Annotated in this window: 18 protein-coding genes and 3 pseudogenes; 14 read left to right on the forward strand and 7 right to left on the reverse strand. The window is 49.8% G+C overall.

Translation table 11 applies throughout. The features are described from left to right. Positions 1-42: 42 nt before the first annotated feature. The 3 genes from ACGCCZ_RS12050 to ACGCCZ_RS12060 all read left to right on the forward strand — a co-directional run bounded on the left by ACGCCZ_RS12050 (position 43) and on the right by ACGCCZ_RS12060 (position 4,843). Complete coding sequence (locus tag ACGCCZ_RS12050; protein WP_054324259.1) at positions 43-2,445, forward strand: glycyl radical protein; 2,403 nt, start codon at positions 43-45, stop codon at positions 2,443-2,445. Positions 2,446-2,457: 12 nt separating this feature from the next. Continuing rightward, complete coding sequence (locus ACGCCZ_RS12055; protein WP_411656139.1) at positions 2,458-3,159, forward strand: fructose-6-phosphate aldolase; 702 nt, start codon at positions 2,458-2,460, stop codon at positions 3,157-3,159. 295 nt (positions 3,160-3,454) lie between these two features. Beyond that, complete coding sequence (locus ACGCCZ_RS12060; protein ID WP_054324261.1) at positions 3,455-4,843, forward strand: sodium-dependent transporter; 1,389 nt, start codon at positions 3,455-3,457, stop codon at positions 4,841-4,843. 1,417 nt (positions 4,844-6,260) lie between these two features. Here the strand turns inward: ACGCCZ_RS12060 and ACGCCZ_RS12065 are convergent. The 7 genes and pseudogenes from ACGCCZ_RS12065 to gdhA all read right to left on the reverse strand — a co-directional run bounded on the left by ACGCCZ_RS12065 (position 6,261) and on the right by gdhA (position 12,589). Next, positions 6,261-6,737 carry a GNAT family N-acetyltransferase gene (locus ACGCCZ_RS12065; RefSeq protein WP_054324263.1) on the reverse strand — a complete coding sequence of 159 codons (477 nt, stop codon included), beginning with the start codon at positions 6,735-6,737 and terminating at the stop codon, positions 6,261-6,263. After that, positions 6,737-7,207 carry a pyridoxamine 5'-phosphate oxidase family protein gene (locus ACGCCZ_RS12070; RefSeq protein WP_054324264.1) on the reverse strand — a complete coding sequence of 157 codons (471 nt, stop codon included), beginning with the start codon at positions 7,205-7,207 and terminating at the stop codon, positions 6,737-6,739. The genes ACGCCZ_RS12065 and ACGCCZ_RS12070 overlap by 1 nt, the downstream gene beginning before the upstream one ends. A gap of 346 nt (positions 7,208-7,553) precedes the next feature. Continuing rightward, positions 7,554-9,115, reverse strand: a pseudogene (locus ACGCCZ_RS12075) (acyl CoA:acetate/3-ketoacid CoA transferase). A gap of 158 nt (positions 9,116-9,273) precedes the next feature. After that, positions 9,274-9,861 carry a manganese efflux pump MntP family protein gene (locus tag ACGCCZ_RS12080; RefSeq protein ID WP_085533127.1) on the reverse strand — a complete coding sequence of 196 codons (588 nt, stop codon included), beginning with the start codon at positions 9,859-9,861 and terminating at the stop codon, positions 9,274-9,276. 130 nt (positions 9,862-9,991) lie between these two features. Then, positions 9,992-10,567 carry a PTS sugar transporter subunit IIC gene (locus ACGCCZ_RS12085; RefSeq protein WP_411656140.1) on the reverse strand — a complete coding sequence of 192 codons (576 nt, stop codon included), beginning with the start codon at positions 10,565-10,567 and terminating at the stop codon, positions 9,992-9,994. Continuing rightward, positions 10,564-11,028, reverse strand: coding sequence for a PTS sugar transporter subunit IIC (locus tag ACGCCZ_RS12090; RefSeq protein ID WP_411656141.1), 465 nt, complete (start codon positions 11,026-11,028; stop codon positions 10,564-10,566). The genes ACGCCZ_RS12085 and ACGCCZ_RS12090 overlap by 4 nt, the downstream gene beginning before the upstream one ends. A 229-nt stretch (positions 11,029-11,257) precedes the next feature. Continuing rightward, positions 11,258-12,589 carry an NADP-specific glutamate dehydrogenase gene (gdhA, locus tag ACGCCZ_RS12095; protein ID WP_054324266.1) on the reverse strand — a complete coding sequence of 444 codons (1,332 nt, stop codon included), beginning with the start codon at positions 12,587-12,589 and terminating at the stop codon, positions 11,258-11,260. Positions 12,590-12,673: 84 nt separating this feature from the next. Here gdhA and ACGCCZ_RS12100 point away from each other — a divergent pair, with 84 nt between their 5' ends. From ACGCCZ_RS12100 to purB, 11 genes and pseudogenes are all read left to right on the forward strand, one after another. Further along, complete coding sequence (locus tag ACGCCZ_RS12100) at positions 12,674-13,036, forward strand: hypothetical protein (protein WP_411656142.1); 363 nt, start codon at positions 12,674-12,676, stop codon at positions 13,034-13,036. Further along, positions 13,033-14,363 (forward strand): annotated as a pseudogene (locus ACGCCZ_RS12105) (glutamine synthetase family protein). The gene ACGCCZ_RS12100 and the pseudogene ACGCCZ_RS12105 overlap by 4 nt, the downstream one beginning before the upstream one ends. A gap of 36 nt (positions 14,364-14,399) precedes the next feature. Then, positions 14,400-14,633, forward strand: a complete 234-nt coding sequence (locus ACGCCZ_RS12110) for a hypothetical protein (RefSeq protein ID WP_411656143.1) — start codon at positions 14,400-14,402, stop codon at positions 14,631-14,633. Then, the gene (locus tag ACGCCZ_RS12115; RefSeq protein ID WP_411656144.1) at positions 14,630-14,944 is read left to right on the forward strand and encodes an ANTAR domain-containing protein; all 315 of its coding nucleotides are present in this window, start codon (positions 14,630-14,632) and stop codon (positions 14,942-14,944) included. The genes ACGCCZ_RS12110 and ACGCCZ_RS12115 overlap by 4 nt, the downstream gene beginning before the upstream one ends. A 135-nt stretch (positions 14,945-15,079) precedes the next feature. Then, positions 15,080-15,916 (forward strand): diaminopimelate epimerase, encoded by an 837-nt coding sequence (gene dapF, locus ACGCCZ_RS12120; protein WP_411656145.1) that lies wholly within the window; start codon positions 15,080-15,082, stop codon positions 15,914-15,916. A 57-nt stretch (positions 15,917-15,973) separates the two neighbouring features. Next, complete coding sequence (locus ACGCCZ_RS12125; RefSeq protein WP_054324271.1) at positions 15,974-17,194, forward strand: LL-diaminopimelate aminotransferase; 1,221 nt, start codon at positions 15,974-15,976, stop codon at positions 17,192-17,194. 112 nt (positions 17,195-17,306) lie between these two features. After that, a pseudogene (locus ACGCCZ_RS12130) lies at positions 17,307-18,356 on the forward strand (carbamoyl phosphate synthase small subunit); the annotation flags it as partial. Positions 18,357-18,380: 24 nt separating this feature from the next. Beyond that, on the forward strand, positions 18,381-21,599 hold the full coding sequence (gene carB / locus ACGCCZ_RS12135; protein WP_085533119.1) for a carbamoyl-phosphate synthase large subunit: 3,219 nt from the start codon (positions 18,381-18,383) through the stop codon (positions 21,597-21,599). An 84-nt stretch (positions 21,600-21,683) separates the two neighbouring features. Next, positions 21,684-22,391: a phosphoribosylaminoimidazolesuccinocarboxamide synthase gene (gene purC / locus ACGCCZ_RS12140; protein ID WP_085533117.1), complete on the forward strand. Its 708-nt coding sequence runs from the start codon at positions 21,684-21,686 to the stop codon at positions 22,389-22,391. Positions 22,392-22,462: 71 nt separating this feature from the next. Beyond that, a complete protein-coding gene (gene purF, locus ACGCCZ_RS12145) occupies positions 22,463-23,908 on the forward strand; it encodes an amidophosphoribosyltransferase (protein ID WP_411656229.1) in 1,446 nt (481 codons plus the stop codon). Positions 23,909-23,922: 14 nt separating this feature from the next. Continuing rightward, complete coding sequence (purB, locus tag ACGCCZ_RS12150) at positions 23,923-25,353, forward strand: adenylosuccinate lyase (protein WP_054324314.1); 1,431 nt, start codon at positions 23,923-23,925, stop codon at positions 25,351-25,353. Positions 25,354-25,405 lie beyond the last annotated feature (52 nt).

The raw sequence follows: 25,405 nt of genomic DNA on the forward strand, positions 1-25,405 counted from the left end.
TGTTCCATCTAGATTTATATGGATGATATAGGAGGACTTCTTATGAGCCATTTTGGAGAATTGACCACCCGGATGCATGATTTCCGTGAGGAGCTTTTAAATGCCAAGCCCATGGTTTGTGTAGAGCGAGCAAAGATTACCACGCAGACTTATCGCGAAAATATGGATCAGCCGTTGGCTATTCGTCGCGCCTTGATGTATCGCAACGTCCTAAACGGGATGAGTATTTTTATCGAGCCGCAGACCTTGCTGGCTGGAAATCAGGCGTCCAGCAACCGCGCTGCTCCCATTTTTCCAGAATACGCAATGGACTGGGTGATCGACGAGCTAGACCAGTTTGATCAGCGTGATGGCGACCGTTTCTATATTACAGAGGAGAATAAGCAGGTATTGCGCGACATCGCTCCTTTCTGGGAACATAATACCACCAAAGAGCGCGGCCTAGCGGCGATGCCGGAATCGGCAAAGGTATTCTACGATTTGGGAATTATTAAGGCAGAAGGGAATATCACTTCTGGCGATGCGCATGTTGCGGTCAATTACCGCCGGATGCTGCAAAAGGGTTTAAAGGAATACCGCGCCCGTGCCGAGCAAAAACTCCGGGAACTCGACTTGACGGAAGCGGAAAACCTGCATAAATCGTATTTTTATCGCGCCGTTCTGATTGTGGTGGATGCGACGGTCGCTTTTGCGAAGCGGTATGCGAATTTGGCGTTTAAAATGGCGCAAGAGGAGTCGGATGAGGGGCGCCGGGCAGAACTACTTGAAATGAGCCGTGTGCTCAATAAAGTTCCTTATGAACCCGCAGAAACCTTTTATGAGGCGGTGCAGGCTCTGTGGTTGGTGCATCTCTGTTTACAAATTGAGAGCAACGGCCATTCGCTCTCCTATGGCCGGATGGACCAGTATCTTGATCCATATTATGAAAAAGATTTACAGGAAGGCCGTATTACAGAGGAAACTGCCTGTGAATTATTGACCAATCTGTGGTTAAAGACCTATACAATCAACAAGATTCGTTCATGGAGTCACACCCGTTTTTCTGCTGGAAGCCCGCTCTACCAGAATGTTACGGTTGGTGGACAGACGCCGGATGGTAAAGACGCAGTCAATCCGTTGAGTTTCTTGATTTTGCGCAGTGTAGCTCAAACCCGCCTGACTCAACCGAATTTAACTGTACGTTATCACAAGAATCTGCCAGCAGACTTTATGCAGGAAGCCATCGAGGTTATGCGCTTGGGGTTTGGCATGCCGGCGTTTAACAACGATGAAATCATCATTCCGTCTTTTATAGCGAAGGGCGTGAAGCCGGAAGATGCGTATGATTACAGCGCGATTGGCTGTGTGGAAGTGGCGGTCCCGGGCAAGTGGGGATACCGCTGTACAGGTATGAGTTTTCTGAATTTCCCCAAATCCCTGATGATCGCGTTGAATGATGGCGTTGACATTGAGTCGGGAATCAAAGTATGCGAGGGTGTGGGACATTTCAAGGATATGACCTCTTTTGACCAGGTCATGGCGGCTTGGGATAAAATCATCCGCGAGTTCACCCGTCAGTGCGTGATCATCGACAACTGCTGTGACACGGTCTTAGAGAAAGATACAGCGGATATTCTTTGTTCTGCCCTATGTGACGATTGTATCGAACGTGGACTGAATCTCAAAGAAGGCGGTGCAGTCTACGATTTTATCAGCGACCTGCAGGTAGGAATCGCCAATCAGGGAGATTCCCTGGCGGCGATTAAGAAATGTGTGTTTGAAGATCACGCGATGACTCCAGCACAACTTTGGGACGCTCTGATGAACAATTTTGCCGGGGAAGAGGGGGAACACATTCGCAAATTGTTGATTGCTGCTCCGAAGTATGGCAACGATGACGACTATGTGGATTCACTGACTCGCGCTTCTTATGACATCTACATCGATGAGCTGTCCCATTATCACAATACTCGGTATGGACGTGGTCCTATTGGAGGGGTATACTATGCAGGGACTTCTTCGATCTCAGCCAATGTCCCTCAGGGAGCTGGTACCACAGCAACCCCGGATGGACGTAAAGCGGGAGAGCCACTGGCGGAGGGATGCTCGCCGTCCCATGCGGCGGATAAGCACGGACCTACCGCGGTATTTAAATCCATCTCTAAGCTGCCAACCGATAAGATTACCGGCGGCGTTTTGCTGAACCAAAAGGTCAACCCGCAGATGTTGGAGAAAGAAGAGAACCGGCAAAAGTTGATTGCTATGCTGCGCGTGTTCTTTGACACCCTGCATGGGTTCCATGTGCAGTTTAATGTTGTTTCGCGCGAGACTTTAAAGGATGCCCAGGTACATCCGGAAAACCATCGGGATCTGATTGTGCGTGTGGCAGGCTATAGTGCCTTCTTCAATGTTCTGTCCCGTCAAACGCAGGATGACATCATCGAACGCACGGAGCAAGTGATCTGAATGTGGTGAAAATTGAAAGGAAAGGAATCGGTTGTCATGGAATTTTTATTTGATAGTGCGAATCTGGAGGCCATTGAAAAATACAGCGCTTATTTTCCGATTACCGGCGTGACGAGCAATCCGAGCATTTTAAAGGCAGAAGGAAAGATTGATCTATTTTCACACATGCGAAAGATCCGTCAGATCATCGGTCCGGAGAAAACGCTGCACATGCAGGTGATCGCGGAGGATTGCGAGGGAATTCTCAAGGAAGCACGCGCGATATTGAAAAATGTAGATGATTTGGTCTATATCAAGGTCCCCACAACGGAAGAGGGACTTAAAGCGATGCGTGCCCTTAAGGCCGAAGGAGTTCATGTGACAGCGACAGCCATCTATAGCAAAATCCAAGGATTTATGGCGATTGCGTGCGGTGCCGATTTTATTGCCCCTTATTACAACCGGATGGAAAATTTGGATATTGATTCCTGCGATACCATAGCGGCATTCCGCCAGATGATCGACGAAAATGACTCTGAAACTAAGATTTTGGCCGCTAGCTTTAAGAACATCGCACAGGTGACAAACGCTTTAATGGCGGGTGCCCATACAGCTACCCTGCAACCTTCCCTGCTGCATGAGGCATTTGGAATGGCTGCCATTAAAAAGGCTGTGGACGATTTTCATGCGGATTGGGTCAAGATCCAGGGTGAGGTTTCCATCGCGGAGCTATAAAATAATAAGAAACCAAAAGGGTGTCCTCAAAGTCATGAAATGACTTGAAGGATGCCCTCGTTTTTTTAGAAACGCAGATGTTTTTCCAAATAGAAAGAGGGTGCCCCATTCCTATGAATCGAAAGGGTTGTAGTTTAGGAGCATCCTCATTTTTTTAGGCCAAATATCCGCTTTTTTCACATTTTCTGGAACGTTGATCTTGTCCAAATAAGTACTTTTTGATAAAATAGTAGTAAAAAAGCTGTGGTTTGGGCTGAGGGGGCCTTGCGTGCAGCTGAGAAAGAGGAGAGTTTACATGCAACAAAGAGAAAAATTTGCATCTCGCCTGGGATTTATTCTGATTTCGGCTGGATGCGCCATCGGCCTCGGAAATGTTTGGAGGTTCCCCTACATCACAGGAAAATATGGCGGTGCAGCGTTTGTCATTCTGTATCTGCTATTTCTTGTGATTTTAGGATTGCCAGTCATGGTGATGGAATTCGCAGTGGGACGTGCCAGTCAAAAGAGCTGTGCGAAAAGTTTTCACATTTTGGAGCCTAAGGGAACCAAATGGCACTGGTACAGTTGGCTTGGGTTTGGCGGCTGTTATCTGTTAATGATGTTCTATACAACTGTCGGCGGTTGGATGCTCAGTTATATTGTCAAGAGTGCGACGGGTGTGTTTGATACGGCAACCCCTGACATCGTTTTTTCCAACATGCTTGCAAATCCTGGAGAGTTGATCGGTTGGATGCTGGTGACCATTATTTTGGGATTTTTGGTGTGCAGCATGGGATTGCAGAAAGGCGTTGAGCGTATTACCAAAGTCATGATGAGCTGTTTATTCCTCATTATGATTGTCCTGTGCGTGCGAAGCGTTACCCTGGACGGTGCAGCAGAGGGCTTGAAATTCTATCTTGTTCCGGATTTTGGAAAAATGTTTGAAAATGGTTGGTCCAGTTTTGGTGAGGCAGTATATGCTGCAATGGGGCAATCGTTCTTTACTCTGAGCCTGGGAATTTCAGCTATGGCGATCTTTGGGTCCTATATTGGCAAAGACCGTGCATTGACTGGAGAGGCTCTGAATATTGGAATCCTTGATACGATTGTAGCTCTGATGGCGGGATTGATTATTTTCCCGGCGTGCTTTGCTTTCAATGTAAATCCGGGCGAGGGGCCAGGATTGGTATTTGTTACTCTGCCAAGCGTCTTTGGGCAGATGTGGGGCGGTCGTCTGTGGGGGACGCTGTTCTTCCTGTTTATGAGTTTTGCGGCGTTATCCACGATCATTGCTGTGTTTGAAAATCTCATCAGCTTCTGCATGGATCGTTGGGGCTGGAACCGCAAAAAGGCTGTTATTGTCAACGGAATTGCCGTTACAGTTCTGTCTCTGCCTTGTGCGTTGGGCTTTAATATCTGGAGCGGTGTCACATTGCCGGGAATTGGGGATATTCAGACCATCGAGGATTTCGTGGTTTCCAATAACATCTTACCAATTGGCAGTTTGATTTATCTGCTTTTCTGCGTTTGTAAGCGGGGCTGGGGTTGGGACAATTTTGTCAAAGAAGCGGACACAGGCCGTGGCGTTAAGTTTCCAAAGTGGGCGCGTGTCTATTTAAAATATGTTCTGCCAGTTTTGATCCTGATTATCTTTGTGATGGGGTATCTACCGAAATTCCAGACATGGCTTGGCATAGGCGGTTGATGTTGTTCCTATGCATAAAACGGTTCTTTTCAGTAAAAAGAACCGAAGTAGAAATCCAGTCTACAGATGGAGTGTCACACGGTAAAGAGTGGAATAACGTTTGTATTCTCGTTGGGGATCATGGGACGGCGGTCAACGCTTTCCCCTAGGAGAAAACGTTTGACGAAATTCTACATAGGTGAGAGCATCAAACAGCAAAAAGGCTATGGAAGAACCGTCCATAGCCTTTCTTATATGCGGTTTATCTTGTGTGCAAAAGAGGGACAAAGATTGGATGATAGAACTTTTTCCTTCAAAGGTTGCTACGCTTATTTTTCGGACCAACCGGAAAAGGGTGAGGAAAAAGAGCTTTCCATCGGAATGAAAGCGGATGCGGGGCCAAATCGTTACAGTTGTAATGGAACAAAAAGGCTGCCTCGAATTCAGCAGAATATCTGCGGTTCGGGACAGCCTTTTTAGCCTTGGAAACAATTGTCTTTCGGTGCAGGGCGGTACGCATGACAGTGTTGCATATTTTCATGAGAACTTATGCAATGAGAGCAGTAAACACTTTATTCCCACGGTTGCAACACATTGGTTCCGAGAGCTTCCTTCATCATAGAGGTGTGTGCAAATACAGAGCCTATCACGCAGCTTTTTCATCGTATAGGTTCTATCATCAGCCATTGCCAATCAATCTCTGCGACAAATTGTGTCTGGAGTACAATGCTATGGCCAATAGCAACTGCTGAAGTTACTCCTGTCCCATGGACTACAGTTCTCTGGATTAGTAGACACCGCCGTAGCATAAAGTGAAAGAAAATGGTACCAGGTATCGCTGCACACATATGCCTGTGTCGTGATGTTGTTTACTGCTATAAATGAGGACTGGAAAAGCTCTGCCCTCTGCACCATAGACACTGATAGGATTGAAAGAAGTGGAGCCTTTTTGACGCCTGGCTTTGGATTTTTTGGAGGGGCGCTCTGCCGTTTGCGATGGTTCCTTGCACGCGTTAGAATATATTTCTGTGGTATTGGGGCGCTGCTACGGCCTTTGCAAGCTATAGAAAGGCTCAGCTCTGCGGTACTTCGGCAGGTATAGCTCTTCTAATCCATCTGCTCCATCTTGGCAACCCATTTGCTTAATACGTCTCTGGAAAGAAGTTCGCGAAGAGCAATCATCCCTTGATTTAGAACGTTTTTTGCGTACGGAACTTCTGCTGGGCTGGTATTTCCGATTGATTAAAAGATTCTTCGCAGCTACAAGAGCCTTTCGGAAGTCCTCTTATTATTCGGAAAGGTTCAATTGCTTTTGCGGCTGTCAGCGAGCGATTTAAGAGCGTTGTGATCTCCCACAGACTCTAATTACATATCATACAATTCGCAGGGGGAAGTTTCACAATTATCATTCGATGTCATAGGCAAAAAATGACTGTACTTACAACAGTTTTTGCATTGGATACAGGCCTTCGCGATCGGGAAACTTCTCCAGGTCGCAGTAGCCGAGTCTTTGATAGAATAGATGAGCTGTCCGAGAAGCACAAAGACGTACAGAAAATCCCCCTTGTTGTTGGATGAACCGTTCGCCTGCCTCCACCAATTGGCGGCCAATTCCGCAACCGTGGTAATCGGGTAGAACAAAGACTGTACGCAGCCAGTACTCTGCGCTTACATTCCAAGATGGAAGAACTCGAAGAATACCAGCTGGATTCCCTGCTACATCTGCGAGAAACGTTTTTCCTTCTGTGGACATGCGAAGAATTCTTTCTGGAGTATGCTCCTGAACAAGCTGTTCAATTATTTTGGGAGGATAATCGTGACAATTGATCTCCCGTAGATTTCGGCATATCAGGGAGGACACCCTTTGTACATCTTCTGGTGTGAATTCCCGAAGGATGAATCGGATGGTTCCCATTACGATTCATCCGTAATGGGCTTCGATTTGCCTGTTATGTGCTCTATATGGATTTTCCAGACGCCTGTATAAGGAAAATCCTTGGCGATCTCCGCATCAAAATGGGCCATATTTGTAGGGACATAATGTTTACAGAGTAGACGCAGGGCATGGAGCTTTTCAGCATCTTCGATAACTTCCTGTGCGGTTCCATGGACAACAGCGGATTCGTATTGAACGCTGAATTCATCCTCCGGAATACGAATACGTCCCACTGCGGTCAGGCAGACAGCGGGATTGGCGCGGAGGTTTTCAATCTTTTGTCCCCGGAGTGCACAGTGAAAATAGAGATAATCGTCTTCACGTACAGTACTAATCGGTATACAATAGGGGGTACCGTCGGTATTGACCATTGCCAAGACCGCATAGCTACAATGATCGAGGACTTCTTTTGCAAATTCGGGACTTCTCTCCCGGTCTTTTCTTCTCATAATGGGTTCTCCTTATGTCAATGTGATGAATAGGAAAGCGATTGAATACCTTTATAAGCCTTCATAAAGACGTGCAGATCTTTTTCCAAGCAAAGGCATTTGAATGAAGTAGGGGCACAACATTTTGTAATGCCTGTAAAGTTTCCCCATTAGAGGGCAAATGGAAAAATATTTTTGGACGATTACAAAAGGTTTTGGAAGCGCACTTCGGTTTCCGGCGAATGGCTTACATCCCCGTTTGCCAATAGCGGTTTTGGTAGAACGGTTTGAGGGTCGGAACCAACCATCAGAAAAAGCTCCTTGGTCAGGAAAAATACCTGCCAAGGAGCTTGTCTTTTTCTAGGGATTATTCTTTAGCCAACCCCATGATTTCCTCCCGGAAGATGCGTGCATCCATCTCTTTGAGGTCAGGGGAGACCAGAGGCCTCTTCGGCATATGCGCGAAGATGTCCTTTTCAAGATCGACTCCTGGAGCATACTCGATCAAAATCAAGCCTTTTTCAGTGAGCTGGAATACAGCGCGTTCTGTGATGTACATAACGGGCTGCTGATTTTTCTTGGCCGTCTCAGCGCTGAAGGTGATATGCTCCAACCCGGTTTTAAATTTACTGATACTGCCATCCGAGAGAATGTGCAGCTTCCCATCGGAAACTTCCGTTTTTAGGCCCTTTGCTGTAAACGTACCGCAGAAAAATACCTGTTTTGCGTTTTGGGAAATATCGATAAACCCGCCGCATCCAGGAAGCTTCACACCAAACTTGGATACATTGACATTTCCCTCTTCATCGCCTTCTGCAAAGCCGAGGAATGCTTGGTCCAAACCACCGCCTTGGTAGAAGTCAAACATCGAGGGTTGAGACATGATGCACTGAGGGTTCAGACTCGCACCGAAATCTAAGCCGCTTTGCGGGCTGCCTCCCGTTAAACCAGACTCTACAGTCAGAGTAAAGCAATCCAAGATTCCCTCTTCTGTAGCAACGGAAGAAATGTATTCGGGAATTCCAATTCCCAGATTAACGATTCCATTCTTTTTCAATTCCATAGCCGCACGGCGCGCAATGATCTTTTTGGGAGACATAGGGGCGGGGTAAACTCTGCTGCGCCCATACGGTGTTCACCGGAAAAACCAGGATTGTACTGAGTGCCAAACGTCTGCATGTGGTTCTTCATATCGCTGACAACGACAACGGCATCCACCAGAATGCCAGGAACCTCTACCTTTTGTGGGTCGAGGGAACCGGACTTCACAACACGTTCTACCTGTGCAACGACCGTACCACCGGAGTTTTTGCAAGCCTGCGCTACGACCAGCGCTTCCGCCTTGACGCCGAGGTGTTCCATAGAGATGTTTCCATCCTCATCCGCATATGTACCGGAGATAATGGCAAAATTGACCGGCTGGTTTTTATAGAAAAGGTACTCCTTGCCTCCGATTTCCATCAACTCGACCAGGTCCTCCTGCTCACGAGTCAAATCGTTGAGCTTGCCGCCCAAACGGCGTGGGTCCACAAAAGTGCCGAGACCCACATGGGTCAGGGTGCCTGGCTTGTGGGCAGCCGCATCGCGGAACATGTGTGCCGTAACGCCCTGCGGGAAATCATAGGCGATAATCTTATTATCAGCTACCATCTTACCAAGTTTCGGTGCAAGGCCCCAGTGTCCACCGATTGCACGGCGAACCATACCGTCGTGCGCAAAATGGTTAAGTCCTTTATCTTTCGAATCGCCCTGTGCGGCGCAGAAGAGCAAGGTCAAATCGTTTGGTGCGCCGGTCTCTAAAAAACGCTGCTCGATTGCAATTGCGATTTCTTCCGGAAAGGAAGCGCCAATGAAACCATTTGTTGCAAGGTTGACGCCGTTCGGAATGAGATCCGCCGCCTCTCTTGCAGTTAATACTTTTACAGACATGAGCAATCCTCCAATTTATATACATGATACTGAATTGTTAATATTATATCATACCGATTGGAAATTTCAAGGGACAATCCCAGCCATGGCAAACAAAGAAGACGGCGCTTTTCCGTCAAAACAGAGAAACGCCGCCTTCTTTGCGAAAATCCAACCGTTTAAGAAAAAAGGGTATGTTCCAGGAAAATTTTTAAACCAATGGCGATGAGCACAACGCCACCAACAATTTCTGCTTTCCCACAGCAGAGAGAACCGAACTTTTTTCCAATCGCTACCCCAACCAGGGAGAGGAGGAACGTGATGACGCCGATGGAAACCACCGAGACTAACATCAGAGCGAGAGTGGATGCACCGACCGCAGTAGGAAGAATAATACCGGTTGCCAGCGCATCGATGCTGGTCGCTACAGCAAATGCAAGGATCGTTTTTAGTCCCGGCTGTTCTTTCTGACAATCGATCGAATCCTTATGCCCCTTTTTGTGAGATTCCCAGAGCATTTGAATACCGATATACCCCAACAGGATCAAGGCAATCCAATGGTCGATGCTGCTAATCAGGCCTTCCCCAGCTTTTCCAATGGTCCAACCGATCATGGGCATGGCCGCCTGAAACAGTCCAAAGCTCGCCGCAAGTTTTGTTGCAAAACCGACTGTCACATTGCGCGTCACGGCTCCATTCGTAATCGAGACGGCGAATGCATCCATGGAAAGACCGATGGCAATACCGATCAAAGAAACAACGTCCATGCGCAACCCCTCGCTATGTAAAATACGGAATTTGACAATAAGTTAGACTATTCTATCTCTTTTTTGCTTCCTTGTCAATCCTCCTAATAGGTGTATGAGAAGAGGTGAAAAAACATGCCGCCGGCCAGGATCAAATGCTGATTTTCATGTCCCCGGCTTTAATCCATCCTGCCTTGCGCAGAGCAAAGTCAAACAGAAAGGTAAGAATGGCAGGGGCGATAAAGTGAAGGAGGAGAACCTCTGCGAGGATCTGCCATTGAGGGACGGCGCCGGACATGGCGGCAAAAGCGCCAAACTGGCCAACCAAACCGCTGGTTCCCATACCCGCGCCGGTAGCCGTATTGGTCATTTTAAAGACACAGGTGGAAATTGGACCAAGCACAGCGCTGGCTAAAGTGGGAGCAATCCAGATCTGTGGTTTTTTCATAATATTACTGAATTGTAGCATGGATGTTCCGATTCCCTGAGAGAGAAGGCCGCCCCACCGGTTGTCGCGGAAGCTGGCCACTGCAAAACCGACCATCTGGGCGGAGCACCCCACAACCGCAGCGCCTGCAGCAAGTCCACTCAAGTCCAACATGATACAAAGAGCCGCAGAACTGATCGGCGCAGTGAGCACCATGCCGACAATGACGGATACAAGAATCCCCATCGGGAGAGGGGAGAGTTCCGTCGCCTGATTGATTACTGCGCCGATCCCATTCATAAAGTTCTGGATATAGGGGCCGACAAACTGCCCGGCAATACTGCCGGTAATGATGGCAACGCATCGGCGTCACCACAATGTCGACCTTGGTTTTTCCACTGACCAGACGCCCGAGTTCCGCGCCTACAACAGCAGCCACATAAGTCTCCCACCGGTCCACCCGCCTGGTAGCCGAACGCGCCGCAGACGACACAGGAGAATACCACCAGCGGTTTCGCTTTCAGCCCCCAGGCGATTGCAGCGCCAATCGCTGAACCTACCACGGGAGAGGAAGCCGCTGCCATCTCCGAATAAGGGGCCAAAAAGGTTAGAAAGGGAACCATACTCAGCTGAGACATGATGAGGCCGATAATGAGTGAAGAGAACAGGCCGAGTGCCATCGCACTCATGGCGTCTACAAAATACCGTTGAAAAAATCTCTTTAACAGGGTACGCGCCTTGTTGTCCGTTGTATTTTCCATGTTTCTACACCTACTCCATTTCTTTTTGGTCCGATTAGGGCGATATCCCCCAATAGACAAAAAAATAGCGGTTGTGAGAGGGATGTAACGCTGAATTTTTCAGCGCTTATTTCCTAACCCACATACCGCTATTTCTTCTACAATATCGGATATTGTTGGCCGATCAAGCCATGCCGCCTCGCCAGCGGCACGGCACTTGTCTGTTCAAATAGAACTTGTCCGAATTTGATCAGATGACGCCTTCTGCCATCATAGCATCTGCGACCTTAACAAAGCCTGCAATGTTGGCGCCAACCACGTAATTCTTCGGATAGCCGTACTTCTCAGCTGCATCGGCAGCATTCTTGAAGATGTTCTCCATGATTCCCTTGAGCTTTGCATCGACTTCTTCGAAGCTCCAGGAGAGACGCATGCTGTTCTGGCTCATTTCCAGCGCAGAGGTCGCTACGCCGCCAGCATTGCTGGCCTTGCCCGGTGCAAACAAAACGCCGTTTGCTTGCAAATATTCCGTTGCTTCAATGGAGGTCGGCATGTTTGCACCCTCCGCAACCGCAAAGACACCGTTTGCAACAAGCGCCTTTGCGTCGTCGATCAGCAGCTCGTTCTGTGTTGCGCACGGAAGAGCGATGTCACACTTGACCGACCAAACACCTTTCCCTTCATGATACTCGGAGTTCGGACGATAATTCTTGTATTCCGTCAAACGAGCGCGCTTCACTTCTTTGATCTCCTTAATAGCAGCCAGATCAATGCCTTCCGGATCGTAGATCCAGCCGGTGGAATCGCTCATGGTGACTACCTTGCCGCCGAGCTGCTGTGCCTTCTGGCAGGCATAGATGGCGACATTGCCAGCGCCGGAGATGGCGATGGTAGAACCAGCGATGCTCTTGCCGTTGGCCTTTAACATTGCGTCTGTGAAATACAGAAGGCCGTAACCAGTAGCCTCTGTGCGGGCCAAAGAACCGCCGAAGTTCAGACCCTTGCCGGTGAGCACACCCTCATAGGCATTGCGAATTCTCTTATACTGGCCAAACAAGTAACCAATCTCACGGCCGCCTACGCCGATGTCGCCGGCCGGCACGTCGGTGTCCGGACCAATGTGGCGGTACAACTCTGTCATGAAGCTCTGGCAGAAAGCCATGATCTCGCGGTCGGACTTGCCCTTCGGATCAAAGTCGGAACCGCCTTTGCCGCCGCCGATCGGCAGGCCCGTCAGGGAATTCTTAAAGATCTGCTCAAAGCCAAGGAACTTGATGATGCCGAGGTTTACGGACGGATGGAAACGCAGGCCACCCTTGTAGGGTCCGATTGCGGAGTTAAACTGTACGCGATAGCCGCGGTTGACCTGCACCTTGCCGTTGTCGTCCACCCAAGCCACGCGGAACTTGATCTGGCGCTCCGGCTCGGTGATGCGCTCGAGAATGCCAGCCTTCTGATACTGAGGATTTTGCTCAATCACAGGCTCGAGGGATTTGAGAACCTCTGTAACGGCCTGGATGAATTCCGGCTCGCTTTGGTTGAGACGGATGACGTTTTCCAACTGTTCACTGACATAGGACATGATACATAAGCCTCCTATACTAAGAATATCTGTAAGCTTTTGCGATCATGCGGCGGAGCACAGGGGAACCCCCAGCCGTTTTGAATGACAGAAAACGGCACTGGCCTGCACGCACAATTTTTACTTCAACAGTTTAGCATAGGAATGCCGACATTTCAAGATTTTACCGCTGAAAAAATCAAATTTTTTTGCTGGTTTTGCAGGAAGTCGGAGAAAATATTGCAAAATCGATGCTGTTTTCACCGGAAAGCGTCCGAATCCATCTGGAAATTTGTGCATAAATATGAATCGAAGCCATCACGACGAAAAGGATTGACACAACTTTACAAATCGAATAAAATAAAGACAATATTGTTCGGCTGTACTGCGGCTGAAAAAGAGGGACAAGGAGGTTCTGTAAACAGGGGCAGCCTTGTTATTTTTATTTTTAGGGGGATATGGCTTTGAGCAAATACACCAAGGAGGACATCATCCGGATTATCCGGGAAAATGACGTGAAGTTTGTCAGGCTGCAATTTACGGACATTTTCGGCACTTTGAAGAATGTGGCCATCACGACAAGCCAAGTGGAAAAAGCGCTGGATAATAAATGTATGTTCGACGGGTCTTCCATTGAAGGTTTTGTTCGGATTGAGGAATCCGATATGTACCTTTGGCCGGATTTAGATACCTTTGTCATTTTACCTTGGCATACCCAGCATGGAAAAATTGCCAGGCTGATCTGCGATGTCTATAAGCCGGACGGCACGCCCTTTGAAGGAGACCCACGCTATATCCTGCGAAAAGCGCTTCGGGAAGCGGCGGATATGGGGTATAGTTTCAATGTGGGGCCGGAATGTGAATTCTTCCTGTTCAATACCGATGAGTACGGCCACCCCACTACCATTACCCATGATACGGCAGGATATTTTGACATGGGCCCATCCGATTTGGGAGAAAGCTGCCGCCGCGACATCTGCCTGACCTTGGAAGATATGGGATTTGAGATAGAAGCTTCCCATCATGAGGTGGCAATCGCGCAGCATGAGATCGATTTCAAATACAGCGAAGCACTTTCGGCGGCGGACAACATCCTCACTTTTAAGATGGTGGTGAAATCTGCGGCGGATTCTCACGGCCTGTGCGCTACATTCATGCCCAAACCGGTCTATGGGCAATGCGGCTCGGGGATGCACACCAACATGTCCCTCTTTAAAGATGGCAAGAATGCTTTTTATGACCCGGATTCCGAGTCCGGCTTGAGCGAAATTGCTCATCAGTTTATTGCAGGCATCTGTAAGCATGTCAAGAGCATCAGTGCGATTACCAATCCATTGGTCAACTCCTACAAACGCTTGGTTCCCGGCTACGAAGCCCCGTGTTATATCGCTTGGACAACCTGTAACCGCAGCGCGCTGATCCGTGTACCGGACACCCGCGGGTTGGAACACGTGTGGAATTGCGGTCTCCAGACCCAGCGTGTAACCCTTATCTGGTCTTTTCTCTGTTGCTTCAAGCAGGCTTGGAAGGAATCCGAGAGGGGATGACTCCACCGCCGCCGGTGAGCGCCAATATTTACGATATGAAGGAAACAGAACGAGAGAAGCAGGGGATTGAAAATCTGCCGGCAGATCTGATCGAGGCGGTGGAATGTATGGAGGCTGACCCGTTTATCCGCAAAGCGCTGGGAGAGCATGTTTATACAAAATATGTGGAAGCAAAGCGTCAGGAGTGGAAGGAATATACCACCCGCGTCTCACAATGGGAGATTGAACGGTACTTAAATAAGTTCTAAAATGCACTTTTAGTCGATAGGTTAGGGACGAGAATTGTGGGCAATGTAATTGTTGCAAATACGAACCTAAATCATGCGAAACAGATCAGCGCAGTTCTACGATCGGCAGGAATACCGGTGGCGGCTGTGTGCACTACGGCTGCACAGTTATTGCGCTTGATGGAATATAGCCGTTGGGGTGTGGTGGTATGCGGCGTTACCCTCTCCGAAATGCCTGCCATTCAGCAGTTGCGCAATATGCGGGCGGACTACCTGTTTCTTATATTGTGAGAGGACTGCCGCCGGAGGCCTTGGACGACCCCTGTCTGGTGATGCCGCTGAACCGCGGGCGGTTGGCCGCTTGTGTTCATATGCTGGTCCAGATCTCGGAGAGTTCTGGGCAAGCCTTGAAACAGCGCATAGCCAACAGTGGAATGGAGGAGAAAGAAATTCTCGTGCGCGCAAAAGAGCAGCTGATGGTGCAATGCAATATGAGTGAACCGTCCGCCCACCGGTTCTTGCAAAAGCGAAGTATGGATTCCGGCAAAAGGCTGTGCGAAATAGCAATACTTGTGCTGGATACTTTGAATAGAACCGTCTAAAGGGCATAAAGATGATAAAGGACGAAAGTTTATTGTTCAGTAAAGAAGAGACGCTTCCAGGAAAGAGGCAGCCGTACAATCGGTGGGATGCGGCTCCGTGCGTGCGGCGCTTGATTTGTAAAGGAGGATGGCCCCATGAAATTTACCAAAATGCATGGTATTGGCAACGATTATATCTATGTCAATGGGTTTGAGGAGACGGTTCAAAATCCCTCGGAGGTGGCAATCCAGTTGAGCGACCGGCGGTTTGGCATTGGCGCGGACGGCCTGATTTTAATTCTTCCCTCCGATGTAGCGGATTGCCGCATGGAGATGTTTAATGCGGACGGTTCGATCGGCAAGATGTGCGGCAATGGCATTCGTTGTGTCGCAAAATACGTCTATGACCGCGGGATCGTCCAAAAGGATGTCCTGCGGGTAGAAACGCGCAGCGGTATAAAGACCCTACAGCTGCGTATCGAGGATGGAAAAGTTTCCTCTGTGCGTGTCAATATGGGGCGGCCGGCACTCAAGCCGGAAGAGATTCCGGCGCATTTTAACAAAGAGCGCATTGTGGACGAGGAAGTTCAGACCGCTTCAGGCAGAGTATGGAGAATTACATGTGTTTCCGTTGGAAATCCCCATGCGGTGGCGTTTGTGGATGAGGTCGGCGGACTGGACTTGCCTACGATCGGGCCGGAGATGGAGAATCTCCCGATCTTCCCAGAACGCGCCAATATTGAATTCGTTCAGGTGCTTGGACCGCATGAGATTCGGATGCGTGTCTGGGAACGTGGTTCTGGTGAAACTTGGGCTTGCGGCACGGGAGCGTGTGCCTGTGCGGTGGCCTCTGTGCTGAATGCAAAAACAGATCGAGATGTGACCGTCCATCTACGCGGCGGCGATCTGCATATTTTCTGGGACCCGAATACGGACGAGGTTTTTATGGAAGGGCCAGCTGCTTTTGTTTTTGACGGAACCGTCGAAATCTGATATAATATGGTATTGGACATTCCAGAATAAAAAACAAACTTAAGGAGGTTTTTTGATTTGCTGAAAGTCAATGAGAATTTTGTGAAGCTTCCTGCCAGCTATCTGTTTGTGGACATCAATAATAAGGTAAACGCCTTCATGAAAAAACACCCGGATCAGGAGATTATCCGTCTGGGAATCGGGGATGTGACCCGCCCACTGCCGAAAGCGGTGGTAGACGCCATGTGCGCGGCCGCAAAAGAAATGGGCCAGGCGGAAAGCTTCCACGGGTATGGACCGGAAGCGGGGTATGGGTTCCTGCGCGAAGCGATTGCAAAGAATGATTTTCAGGACCGTGGAGTTGACATTTCTGCGGACGAAATTTTCGTAAGCGATGGCGCGAAAAGCGACACGGGCAGCATCGGCGATATTTTTGGCGTGGACAATGTTGTCGCCGTCTGCGACCCGGTTTATCCAGTCTATGTTGATACCAATGTTATGGCAGGACGCGCTGGCGATTATGTGGAAGGCAAGGGTTGGAGCAAAATCGTTTATATGCCCTGTAAAGAAGAAAACGGCTTTTTGCCAGAGCTCCCCCAGCAGCCTGTGGACATGATCTACCTGTGCTTCCCAAACAATCCATCCGGCGTGGGAATCACCAAGGAAGCATTGAAGAAGTGGGTGGATTATGCATTGGAACACAAAGCCATCCTTCTCTATGACGCAGCATATGAAGCATTTATCACCGATCCGGACATGCCCCACAGCATTTTTGAGATCGAAGGCGCTAAGAAGTGTGCGATTGAGTTCCGCAGCTTCTCCAAGACAGCTGGATTCACCGGAACTCGCTGTGCGTTTAGCGTGATTCCGAAAGAACTTGAATACGATGGCGTATCGCTGAATAGACTTTGGGATCGCCGTCAATCCACCAAGATGAACGGTGTGTCTTATGTGGTGCAGCGCGGCGCAGAGGCGGTCTATTCGGAAGAAGGCAAAAAAGAGGTTCGGGCCAATATTGCCTATTACCTCAACAATGCCAGAATCATCCGTGAGGGGCTGAAGAAGGCGGGCTTTACCGTTTATGGCGGTGAGAATTCCCCTTATGTATGGCTCAAAACACCGCAAGGCGTTTCCTCATGGGAATTTTTCGATCTGTTGCTGGAAAAGTGCGGGGTAGTTGGGACGCCGGGCTCCGGATTTGGCGCTGGCGGAGAGGGTTTCTTCCGCTTGACCTCCTTCAATACAAAAGAAAATACGGAAAAGGCGCTTGCAAAAATTGTAGAGGCCTTTGCCGGTTGAATGGTTGTTTCCTGGTCAATAGCCCCGCCTTTTTAAGTCGGGGCCGTTTGACTGTAAACATACAAATGTAGGGATTTGGGAATTTTATTATTTAGAAACGGTTGGTGATTGAATGAAAGCACTCCTTATGCTCGAAAATGGCATGACATTTGAGGGCACGGGTTTCGGCTATGAGCACGATGTGCTGTGCGAAGTCGTGTTCAATTCGGCCATGTGCGGCTACACCGAGCTGCTCACGGACCCATCCTACGCGGGTCAAGGCGTTGTCATGACCTTTCCGCTGATTGGAAACTATGGCATCTGCTACGACGATGCGGAATCTACAAAACCGTGGCTGGGCGCGTTTATCGTGCGGTCTGTCTCCGGTATCCCGAGCAATTTTCGCTGTGACGTGGATCTGGATACCTATTTAAAACAAAACAAAGTTCCCGGTATGTACGGCATTGACACCCGCGCGCTCACCCGTGTTCTGCGCGAAAGCGGCACTATGCGCGGCATGATTTCCTATGGGGAGGCGATCGACCCGGCGGCTATGAAAAAGCAGATAGAGGACTTTGTATTGAAGTCCTATGTGCCGACGGTTAGCGACCGCGAAGGGAAAGTCTACGGCGACGGACCGATTCGCGTGGCGCTGGCGGATTACGGCGTCAAACACAATATCATCCGCTGCCTTGTCAAGCGTGGCTGTACGGTCAAGTGTTTTCCGTATGACGCCTCGATGGAGGACTTTTTGGCATTTTCCCCCGATGGTATCATGTTGAGCAACGGCCCGGGCGACCCGCAGGCGTGTGTAAAATCCATTCAAGAGTTAAAACGTCTCTATGACCACGGACTTCCGATCTTTGGCATTTGCCTGGGCCATCAGCTGATGGCATTGGCCCAGGGATTTGACACTTACAAATTGAAATATGGCCATAGAGGGATCAACCACCCGGTCAAGGATCTTGCGGCCAACCGTGTATATATTACCTCTCAAAACCATGGTTTTGTCGTCAATGCGGACACGATGAATCCTTCGGTTGCAGACGTCAGTTTTGTCAGCATGAACGACGGAAGTGTAGAAGGTTTAAACTATAAAAATGGCAGGGTCTTTACTGTACAGTTCCATCCAGAGGCTTCCTCAGGCCCGTTGGATACTGGATTCCTGTTTGATAAGTTTATCAATTTGATGGGAGGAGAGCCGCATATGAGCAAGAATCCAAAGATCAAAAAGGTTGTCATCATCGGTTCCGGCCCGATCATCATCGGACAGGCGGCAGAATTCGACTATGCTGGAACGCAAGCGTGTCGTGCAATTCGCGAAGAGGGCGTTGAAGTCGTCCTCATCAATTCCAACCCGGCGACAATTATGACGGATAAGCAGATTGCGGACAAGGTTTATATCGAACCGCTGACCGTGGAAACCATCAAAAAGGTCATCATCAAAGAAAAACCGGACAGTATTTTACCGACTCTGGGCGGCCAGAATGCCTTGAATCTTGCGGTGGAGTTGGAGGAATCCGGTTTCCTGAAGGAGCACAATGTTACCATGATCGGCACGAGCGCCGATACAATCCGGATGGCGGAGGACCGCGAGCTCTTTAAAGAGGCGATGGAGCGCATTCATCAGCCCTGTGCGGAAAGCGAAATCGCCGAGGACTTGGACCGGGCTTTGCAGGTGGCGGAACGGATTGGTTACCCGGTGGTTGTTCGTCCGGCATATACCTTGGGCGGCAGCGGCGGTGGCATTGCCTATGACCGCGAGCATTTGCTTTCGATCGCATCCCTCGGGTTGCACCGCAGCCGCGTACACCAGGTATTGATTGAGCGCTGCATCTCCGGCTGGAAGGAAATCGAATACGAAGTGATGCGTGATAAGAACGGCAACTGTATCACCGTCTGTAATATGGAGAACTTCGACCCGGTCGGCGTACACACCGGCGACTCGATCGTTGTAGCGCCGTGTCAGACATTGGCGGATAAAGAGACGCAGATGTTGCGCAGTGCGGCATTGGACATCATCACGGAATTGGGGGTGGAAGGCGGCTGCAATGTACAGTTTGCACTAAACCCCAACAGCTTTGAATACTGTGTCATTGAGGTGAACCCGCGCGTCAGCCGCTCTTCGGCGCTCGCTTCTAAGGCGACCGGTTACCCGATTGCTAAAGTAGCCTCAAAAATTGCACTGGGATATACGTTGGATGAGATCCCAAATGCAATTACGAAAAAGACATACGCCTGCTTTGAACCGACATTGGACTATTGTGTTGTGAAGATTCCGAAGTGGCCGTTTGATAAATTCCAGAACGCCAAGCGGCTTCTGGGAACCCAGATGAAAGCGACCGGCGAGGTCATGGGCATTGCGCCGAACTTTGAGGGCGCGTTGATGAAATCGGTCCGTTGCCTGGAAGTCAATATGATGAGCCTGATCGACAAGAATCTCAAAGGCCTCAGCGATGATGCAATCGGCGAGCGCCTGCATGTGGTCGATGACCGCCGCCTGTTTGTACTGGCAGAGGCATTGCGCCGCGGATTTACAGCGCAAGAAATCCACGACATCACCAAAATCGATCTGTGGTTCTTGGACAAGCTTGTTTCTATCGTCAATGTGGAGAAAGCGCTTGCGACCGAAGAGCTGGATCGTGCACTGTTGCTTAAGGCGAAGGATTATGGCTTCCTGGATGAAACCGTCGCGGAACTCAGTGGAAAGAGTGTGGAGGAGATTCGCCGCTTGGAGGATGAGTGGAATATCAGGCCCGTCTATAAGATGGTGGACACCTGTGCAGCGGAATTTGATGCGGCGACGCCATACTACTATTCCAGCTATGGCACGGAAAATGAGTCCGTCTGCCAGACGGACCGCAAGAAGGTTTTGGTTATCGGGTCCGGTCCTATCCGCATTGGACAGGGAATTGAATTCGATTTCTGCTCGGTTCACAGTGTTTGGGCCTTGCGGGATTTGGGATACGAGACCATTATCATGAACAACAATCCGGAGACGGTTAGTACGGACTTTGATATTGCGGATAAGCTCTACTTTGAACCGCTTACGCCGGAGGATGTCCTCCATGTTGTTCAGTTGGAAAAACCCGATGGCGCAGTGGTACAATTTGGCGGCCAGACGGCGATTAAGTTGGCCGGTGCCATCGAAAAAATGGGAATTCCGATTTTGGGAACCTCTTTTGACAGCATCGACGCCGCAGAGGACCGTGAACGTTTCGACGCGATTTTGAACGAATGTGAAATCCCGCGCGCCGCAGGCCGTACGGTGTTCACCTGTGCGGAGGCGCTTGCTGCGGCGAACGAGCTTGGTTATCCAGTTCTGGTGCGTCCGTCCTATGTGCTCGGCGGCCAGGGAATGCATATCGCCTACAGCGATGAGGATGTCATAGAGGACATCGGTGTGATTAACCAGATTGCACAGGAACATCCGATTCTGGTGGACAAATACATCATGGGTACAGAGGTCGAAGTTGACGCTGTGTGTGACGGGATTGATTCGGTGATTCCGGGGATTATGCAGCATATTGAGCGCGCTGGCGTTCACTCCGGGGACAGTATTTCGGTCTATCCAGCAGTTGGTGTAAGCAAGGATATGCAGGACATCATCGTGGAATATACCCGCCGTTTGGCAAAGGCGCTCAAGGTTAAGGGCCTGCTGAATATCCAGTTTATTGTGAAAGACAATCAAGTTTATGTCATTGAGGCCAACCCGCGTTCATCCCGTACGGTCCCATATATCAGCAAGGTGACGGATATTCCGATCGTCCCGTTGGCTGTTGGAACGTTCTTTGGCAAGACTTTGCCGGAGATGGGTTATGAATATGGTTTGCAGCCAGAAAAGGAGCTCATCGCCATTAAGATGCCGGTATTCTCCTTTGAAAAGCTGTATGGCGCCGACGTCAACCTCGGACCGGAGATGAAGTCCACCGGCGAAGTTTTGGGTGTAGCCCGGACCTTTGACGAGGCGATGATTAAGGCGTTCTATGGCGCGGGAACCCATATGATTAAAAAGGGCCATGTCATCATTACAGTTAAGAACAGCGACAAGCAGGAGGTCCTGCCGATCGCACGCGGTTTGTACGAATTGGGATGGACGATCTATGCCACGGCCGGGACGTCTACGTTCCTGAACGACAACGGTATTCCCACCATCCGTACAAATAAAATCGGCGCGGGCAAGCCGGACATTCTCGATGTGATCCTATCCGGGAAGATCGACTTGGTTATCAACACGCCGTCCAAGGGCGTGTCGCACAATCGCGACGGCTATCTGATCCGCCGCAATGCGGTTGAGGCAGGCATTCCCTGCCTGACTTCGTTGGACACCGCCAATGCGTTTTTGACCTGTGCACAGCATGTGGAAACCACACAGCTTTCGGTCATCGACATCACAACGGTATCCAGCTTCCTGAACTTTATTTAAACCGGTCTGCGCCGGGGGTGTATGCCCCCGGCAATGCCTGTTTCCCATCCTTGCCAGATGAAATCGATTAGGAGGATTTTAATCATGAAAAAATGTGAACAGCTCTATGAGGGAAAAGCCAAGAAGGTATTTGCAACAGAAGATCCGAACCTCTGCATTGTCGACTATAAGGACGACGCGACAGCATTTAATGGGCAGAAAAAGGGAACCATTGCGGGGAAAGGCGTTGTGAACAACCGTATGTCCAACTTTATGTTCCAGCTTTTGGAGAAGCACGGGGTAAAGACGCACTTCGTCGAGGAGCTGAGCGACCGCGAAACGGTCGTTAAAAAGGTAGAGATTGTCCCGCTGGAAGTGATTATCCGCAACCTTTCCGCTGGTTCCTTTGCAAAGCGCTTCGGAGTGGAGGAAGGCATCGAGTTCGCACAGCCGACCATCGAGTTTTCCTATAAGAACGACGACCTTGGCGATCCGTTGATTAACGACTATCATGCAATGGCGCTTGGCCTGGCAACCCAGGAAGAGATTGATACCATCAAGGCAATGGCGTTCAAGGTCAATGAGGTGATGAAGGAATACTTCAAGCAGCTCGATGTTATTTTGGTGGACTTCAAGCTGGAGTTCGGAAAAACGCCGGACGGCGAAATTCTCCTGGCCGATGAGATCTCGCCGGATACCTGCCGCTTCTGGGATGTTCACACCCATGAGAAGTTGGACAAGGACCGCTTCCGCAGAGACTTGGGCGGTGTAGAAGAGGCCTATGCCGAGATGATGAAGCGCATCGGACTGTAAAGTCCTTTTCAACCGATTCGTTTGACAATCCATAGTTTGATTAGGATGGTAAGCTTTTGAACGGTTCTGTAATGGAGTTTGATTTTGCAAAACCACATGAGGAGTGCGGCGTGTTTGGCGTCTATGCAATGGATGGTACGCTAAACCCTGCATATGCTACATACAACGGCCTGTTGGCCCTGCAACACAGAGGCCAGGAGAGCTGTGGAATCGCAGTAAACGATCAAGGCGTCATTTCCTGTTACAAGGACATGGGGCTGGTGACAGAAACCTTCAACGACAAGATTTTGCGGGAATTGAAGGGCCAGATTGCCGTGGGCCATGTGCGCTATTCCACGGCGGGCGCAAGCGTTCGGGAGAATTCCCAGCCGTTGGTTATGCGCTACATCAAGGGAACATTAGCGATTGCGCACAATGGAAACCTGAGCAATGCCTATGAGCTGCGGCATGAGCTGGAGCACCGCGGCTGCATTTTCCAGACGACGATTGATTCCGAAGTAATCGCCTATATCATCGCTCGGGAGCGCGTAGACGCTGCCTCGATTGAGGAGGCGGTTTACCGTGCAATGCCGAAGGTCCAAGGCTCCTATTCCATGATTGTGATGAGCCCGCAGAAGTTAATTGCTGTGCGTGATCCCAATGGATTCCGTCCGCTCTGCATTGGCCGTGCCGGGGACAGCTATGTATTTGCATCCGAAACCTGCGCTCTGGATGCGTGCGGTGCGGACTATGTGCGCGATGTAGAGCCCGGAGAGATTGTCGTTGCGGATGAGAACGGCCTGCGTTCGATGATGCTGCCAAACGCGGCCAAAAAGTCCCTCTGCGTGTTTGAATATATTTATTTTGCCCGTACGGACAGCGTAATAGACGGTATCAGCGTGTATGAGGCGCGCAAAGAAGCCGGCCGCCTGTTGGCGCGCCAGCATCCGGTAGACGCGGATATGGTGATCGGTGTCCCGGAATCCGGGATCGACGCGGCGATTGGATACAGTGAGGAATCCGGGATTCCTTACCAAAAGGGAATTGTCAAGAATAGCTACATTGGCCGTACGTTTATCAAGCCGGATCAGGCCTCCCGTGAGCGCAGTGTGCGTATTAAACTAAATGCCCTGGGGACAGCGGTGAAGGGCAAGCGCGTTGTTATGTTGGACGACTCCATTGTGCGCGGCACAACCTGTGCGCGGATTGTGTCCATGCTGAAAGATGCCGGCGCCAAAGAAGTACATCTGCGTATCAGCTCTCCGCCTTTCCTGTGGCCCTGTTACTATGGGACGGACATCCCTTCCAAGGATGAGTTGATCGCCTGTAAGCATACTGTGGAGGAGATCGGAAAGATGAGCTTTGCGGATTCGATCGAGTTCCTTGCGCTGGAAAATCTCCCGAAGATGTTGGGGGTTGAGGGTGCCTGCGGTCATTATTGTGATGCTTGCTTCTCTGGAAACTATCCGGCTTCTGTTCCCAGCCATTCGATGGCGTCAAAAGAAAACAAATATTGTGTGCCGATCAGAAGAGATTGATGGAGGTTGTCAACGTGAAAAATTCGTATGAATCACCCCTCTCTGCGCGCTATGCGGATGCTGAGATGAAGTTTTTGTTTTCACCGGACAAGAAGTTCCGCACTTGGCGCAAGCTCTGGATTGCCTTGGCGGAGACGGAGAAGGAGCTGGGGCTTCCCATCACGCAGGAGCAGATTGACGAGCTGAAAGCACATGCGGAGGACATCAACTACGAGGTGGCGGAGGCGCGCGAAAAGGTGGTCCGTCACGATGTTATGTCGCATGTCTACGCATATGGAGAACAGTGCCCCAAGGCGCGTGCAATCATCCATTTGGGAGCAACCTCCTGTTATGTAGGGGATAATACCGATGTCATTGTGATGACAGAAGCCTTACAGTTGGTACGCCAAAAGTTGGTAGGGGTTATTCGCGTTCTAGCAGATTTTGCTATGGAATATAAAGACCTGCCCACACTGGCGTTTACACATTTTCAGCCCGCACAGCCGACGACCGTTGGTAAGCGTGCCACTCTATGGATTCAGGATTTGATGATGGATCTTGAGGATGTGGAATATCAGCTGAGCAAGGCAAAGCTGTTGGGCTCTAAGGGAACAACAGGTACCCAGGCTAGTTTCTTGGAGCTTTTTGATGGCGACTATGAGAAAGTCAAACAGCTGGATCAAAAGATTGCAGAAAAGATGGGCTATCGCGCTTGTTTTGCAGTTTCTGGCCAAACCTATTCCCGTAAGCTGGACAGTCAGATTTTGTCCATCCTGAGTGGTATTGCACAGAGCGCTGCTAAATTTTCCAATGATATCCGCTTGTTGCAGCATTTAAAAGAGGTGGAGGAACCGTTTGAAAAGAATCAGATTGGTTCTTCGGCCATGGCTTATAAGCGCAATCCCATGCGCTCTGAACGAATTGCCTCTTTGGCCCGTTATGTAATCGCAGACAGCTTGAATCCGGCAATTACAGAGGCGACACAGTGGTTTGAGCGTACTCTGGACGATTCTGCAAATAAGCGTCTGAGCGTTCCAGAAGGTTTCTTGGCGGTGGATGGCATTTTGAATCTGTACAACAATGTTGCAGATGGTTTGGTGGTATATCCTAAGGTGATTGAGCAGCATCTGCGTCGGGAATTGCCCTTCATGGCCACGGAGAATATTATGATGGACGCCGTCAAGCGCGGTGCCGACCGTCAGCAGCTGCATGAGCGCATCCGTGTGCACTCCATGGCCGCTTCCAAGGTGATTAAGGAAGAGGGCGGCGAGAACGATTTGCTTGCGCGTATTGCTGGAGACTCGATCTTTGGCGTTACACTGGAGGAATTGCATGCGATTGTCAGCCCAGAGAAATATGTGGGCTGTGCGCCAATGCAGACGGAGGAGTTTATTCAGAATACAGTTCGTCCGCTTTTGGATAAATATTCGTTTGTTCCAACGGAGAAAGCGGAAATCAACGTTTAATCCACCAATGTGCGGAATATGGCCGCCGCCCCCTTGCGGGATCTTCCCGGGA

The organism is Anaeromassilibacillus sp. SJQ-1, from assembly GCF_046693725.1.
In the GTDB taxonomy this organism is placed as follows: Bacteria; Bacillota; Clostridia; order Oscillospirales; family Acutalibacteraceae; genus Anaeromassilibacillus.

Coding starts and splice junctions, on each gene's coding strand:
- ACGCCZ_RS12085 (WP_411656140.1), bottom strand. CDS start 10,567: ATGAATGGGATCGGCGCAGTAATCAATCAGGCGACGGAACTCTCCCCT.
- ACGCCZ_RS12050 (WP_054324259.1), top strand. CDS start 43: ATGAGCCATTTTGGAGAATTGACCACCCGGATGCATGATTTCCGTGAG.
- carB (WP_085533119.1), top strand. CDS start 18,381: ATGAGCAAGAATCCAAAGATCAAAAAGGTTGTCATCATCGGTTCCGGC.
- gdhA (WP_054324266.1), bottom strand. CDS start 12,589: ATGTCCTATGTCAGTGAACAGTTGGAAAACGTCATCCGTCTCAACCAA.
- ACGCCZ_RS12090 (WP_411656141.1), bottom strand. CDS start 11,028: ATGGAAAATACAACGGACAACAAGGCGCGTACCCTGTTAAAGAGATTT.
- ACGCCZ_RS12080 (WP_085533127.1), bottom strand. CDS start 9,861: ATGGACGTTGTTTCTTTGATCGGTATTGCCATCGGTCTTTCCATGGAT.
- ACGCCZ_RS12100 (WP_411656142.1), top strand. CDS start 12,674: ATGACAGAAAACGGCACTGGCCTGCACGCACAATTTTTACTTCAACAG.
- dapF (WP_411656145.1), top strand. CDS start 15,080: ATGAAATTTACCAAAATGCATGGTATTGGCAACGATTATATCTATGTC.
- purC (WP_085533117.1), top strand. CDS start 21,684: ATGAAAAAATGTGAACAGCTCTATGAGGGAAAAGCCAAGAAGGTATTT.
- ACGCCZ_RS12060 (WP_054324261.1), top strand. CDS start 3,455: ATGCAACAAAGAGAAAAATTTGCATCTCGCCTGGGATTTATTCTGATT.
- purF (WP_411656229.1), top strand. CDS start 22,463: ATGGAGTTTGATTTTGCAAAACCACATGAGGAGTGCGGCGTGTTTGGC.
- ACGCCZ_RS12070 (WP_054324264.1), bottom strand. CDS start 7,207: ATGAGAAGAAAAGACCGGGAGAGAAGTCCCGAATTTGCAAAAGAAGTC.
- ACGCCZ_RS12065 (WP_054324263.1), bottom strand. CDS start 6,737: ATGGGAACCATCCGATTCATCCTTCGGGAATTCACACCAGAAGATGTA.